Below are 211 nucleotides of genomic sequence, written 5' to 3' on the forward strand. Positions count from 1 at the left end.
CGAAGTGGCTAAACGCGGCGGACTGTAAATCCGCTCCTTCGGGTTCGGCAGTTCGAATCTGCCCCCCTCCACCATTTTCTTTAAAATAACCTGAGAGGGTTTATTTTTTTGAAAAGATAACCATACTAGTAAATATTAATGGGCTATAGCCAAGCGGTAAGGCAACGGACTTTGACTCCGTCATGCGCTGGTTCGAATCCAGCTAGCCCAG

General features: G+C 47.4%; 1 tRNA gene. It reads left to right on the forward strand.

Annotated features, from left to right (window positions below):
- The first annotated feature begins 139 nt into the window (after nt 1-139).
- Nucleotides 140-211, forward strand: a tRNA-Gln gene (locus tag KVT31_RS30145).

It is taken from the genome of Bacillus sp. GbtcB14 (assembly GCF_019091205.1).
GTDB classification, from domain to species: Bacteria; Bacillota; Bacilli; order Bacillales; family Bacillaceae_G; genus Bacillus_A; species Bacillus_A cereus_AG.